The organism is Streptomyces anatolicus (assembly GCF_019400875.1).
GTDB lineage: Bacteria > Actinomycetota > Actinomycetes > Streptomycetales > Streptomycetaceae > Streptomyces > Streptomyces anatolicus.
Map to the genome: position 1 here is coordinate 1 of NZ_WMBF01000686.1, position 2,594 is coordinate 2,594.

General features: G+C 71.5%; 1 protein-coding gene. It reads left to right on the plus strand.

From position 1 onward, the window contains the following. Positions 1–284 precede the first annotated feature (284 nt). Entirely contained in the window at positions 285–2,510 is a 2,226-nt protein-coding gene (locus tag GKQ77_RS31375) for an acetate--CoA ligase family protein (RefSeq protein ID WP_219692506.1), read from the plus strand. Positions 2,511–2,594 lie beyond the last annotated feature (84 nt).

Here is a 2,594-nt window from a genome sequence, read left to right on the forward strand (position 1 = left end):
AACCTGTACTTCACCGGCTTCACCAACCCCATCAGCGGCACACTCCGCGAACTGGCCAAAGACGCCCGGAAAATAGCCAAGGCAATAGCCCCCTAACCCCCCGAGCCCCTCGCAAAGGCGCCCCGCCAGGGGCGCGAGGAACTGCGCGCCCAACCACAACAAACCCGTACCAGGAAACCGCTGAATCCCCCGGCCTTTGCCTGCACAAGCATTCCTGACGCTCCGTCAGTTCAGTAACCTGACTACGCGTCAGTAGTTGCTGTCACAGAGGAGCGGGTGGCCCGATGCTTGGATCGACTCACGGCACCTTCACCACCGACCCCCGCCGCGCGCACGTCGTGGCCTGCGGCGAACTCCCTCCCTCCGCCGTCCACGGCAGCGCCCTCACCGCGGACGACCTGGACGTCAGCGGCCGGCCGCTGCACGCCGACGTGCCCGACCTCGACCGGTTCTTCCGCCCGGAGTCCGTCGCCGTCATCGGCGCCTCGGACGCCGAGGGCCGCCCCCACGCCGGCATCACCCGGCAGCTCATCGCCTGGGCCGAGCGGGTCGGCGCGCGGCTGCACCCCGTGCACCCCACCCGTCACTCCGTCTTCGGCATCCCCTGCTCCCCTTCCGTCGCCGACCTGCCCGAACAGGTCGACCTCGCCGTGCTGTTGGTCGCCGACCCGCTGCCGGTGATCGAGCAGCTGGCCGAGGCGAAGGTGCGCTTCGCCGTCGCCTTCGCCTCCGGGTTCGCCGAGACCGGCGCGGAGGGCGCCGCCGCCCAGGCCCGCCTCGCCGCCGCCGTACACGGCTCGGGCCTCAGGCTGCTCGGGCCCAACACCAATCTCAACGCCTTCGAAAAGTTCCGCGACGATCTCGAAGGTCCCGCCATCGCGCTGATCACCCAATCCGGCCACCAGGGCCGCCCCGTCTTCACCCTCCAGGAACTCGGCATCCGCCTCTCCCACTGGGCCCCCACCGGCAACGAGGCCGACCTGGAGACCTCCGACTTCCTCTCCTACTTCGCCGAACGCCCCGAGGTCGGCGCCATCGCCTGCTACGTCGAGGGCCTGAAGGACGGCCGCGCCTTCCTGCTCGCCGCCGACCGCGCGGCCCGACAGGGCGTGCCCGTCGTCGCCGTCAAGGTCGGCCGCACCGAGACCGGCGCCCGCACGGCCGCCTCACACACCGGCAAACTGACCGGCGCCGACGCCGTGGTGGACGCGGCGATGCGGCAGTTCGGCGTGATCCGCGTCGACGGGCTCGACGAACTCCAGGACACCTCCGCCCTCTTGGCCCGGGCCCGCAGGCCGTCGGCCGAGGGCGTCGCCGTGTATTCGATCTCGGGCGGCACGGGCGCGCACTTCTCGGACCTGGCGACCGAGGCGGGCCTCACCCTGCCCACGCTCTCCGCCGCCAAGCAGGCGGAACTGCACCAGTGGATACCGGAGTATCTGAACGTCGCCAACCCCGTCGACAACGGCGGCCACCCCGTGGGCGACTGGCGCGGCCGCAGGATCATCGACGCGATCCTCGACGATCCGCAGGTGGGCGTAGTCATCTGCCCCATCACCGGGCCCTTCCCGCCGATGAGCGACAAGCTCGCGCAGGACCTCGTGGACGCGGCGGAGGAGACGGACAAACTGGTGTGCGTGGTGTGGGGCTCGCCCGTCGGCACCGAGGACGCCTACCGCCGTACGCTCCTCGGCTCCTCGCGCGTCGCCACCTTCCGCACCTTCGCCAACTGCATCACGGCGGTGCGCGCCTATCTGGACCACCACCGCTTCACCACCGGCTACCGCTCCCCCTTCGACGAGGCGCCGCGCACCCCCTCCCCCTCCTTCCGCAAGGCGCAGGCCCTGATGCGGCCCGGCGAGCAGTTGAGCGAGCACGCGGCGAAACAGCTGCTGCGCGCGTACGGGATTCGCGTACCGCGTGAGCAGTTGGTGACCAGCGCGGCGGCGGCCGTCCGCGCGGCCGGGCTCGTCGGCTACCCGGTGGTCATGAAGGCCTCGGGGGCCCGGATCGCGCACAAGACCGAGCTGGGTCTGGTGAAGATCGGTCTGACCTCGGCGAGCCAGGTGCGGGACGCCTATCGGGAGCTGACGGACATCGCCCGCTACGAGGACGTGCCGCTGGACGGTGTCCTCGTCTGCCAGATGGTCGAGCGGGGCGTCGAGATGGTCGTCGGCGTCACCCAGGACCCCCTCTTCGGGCCGACCGTGACGGTCGGGCTCGGCGGTGTGCTCGTCGAGGTCCTTCGGGACGTGGCCGTGCGGGTGCCGCCCTTCGGGGAGGACCAGGCGAAGGCGATGCTCCACGACCTGCGGGGGCGTGCCCTGCTGGAAGGCGTGCGGGGAGCGCCGCCCGCGGATGTCGACGCGCTCGTCGAAGTCGTGCTGCGCGTGGAGCGGCTGGCGCTGGAGCTGAGCGGTTCGCTCGCGGAGCTGGACATCAATCCGCTGATGGTGCTGCCACGGGGGCAGGGCGCCGTGGCGCTCGACGCGTTCGCCGTATGCCGGTGAAGGGGGGCCTGAGGGGCCGCTCCGCGGCGGGCCCGCTGCCACGCGACACGTCAGTGCCACCCACACCCCCGCCCACACCCTCGC

What these genes read in the sequence shown, in the direction of transcription:
- GKQ77_RS31375 (WP_219692506.1), top strand. Translation starts at nt 285, where the DNA reads ATGCTTGGATCGACTCACGGCACCTTCACCACCGACCCCCGCCGCGCG.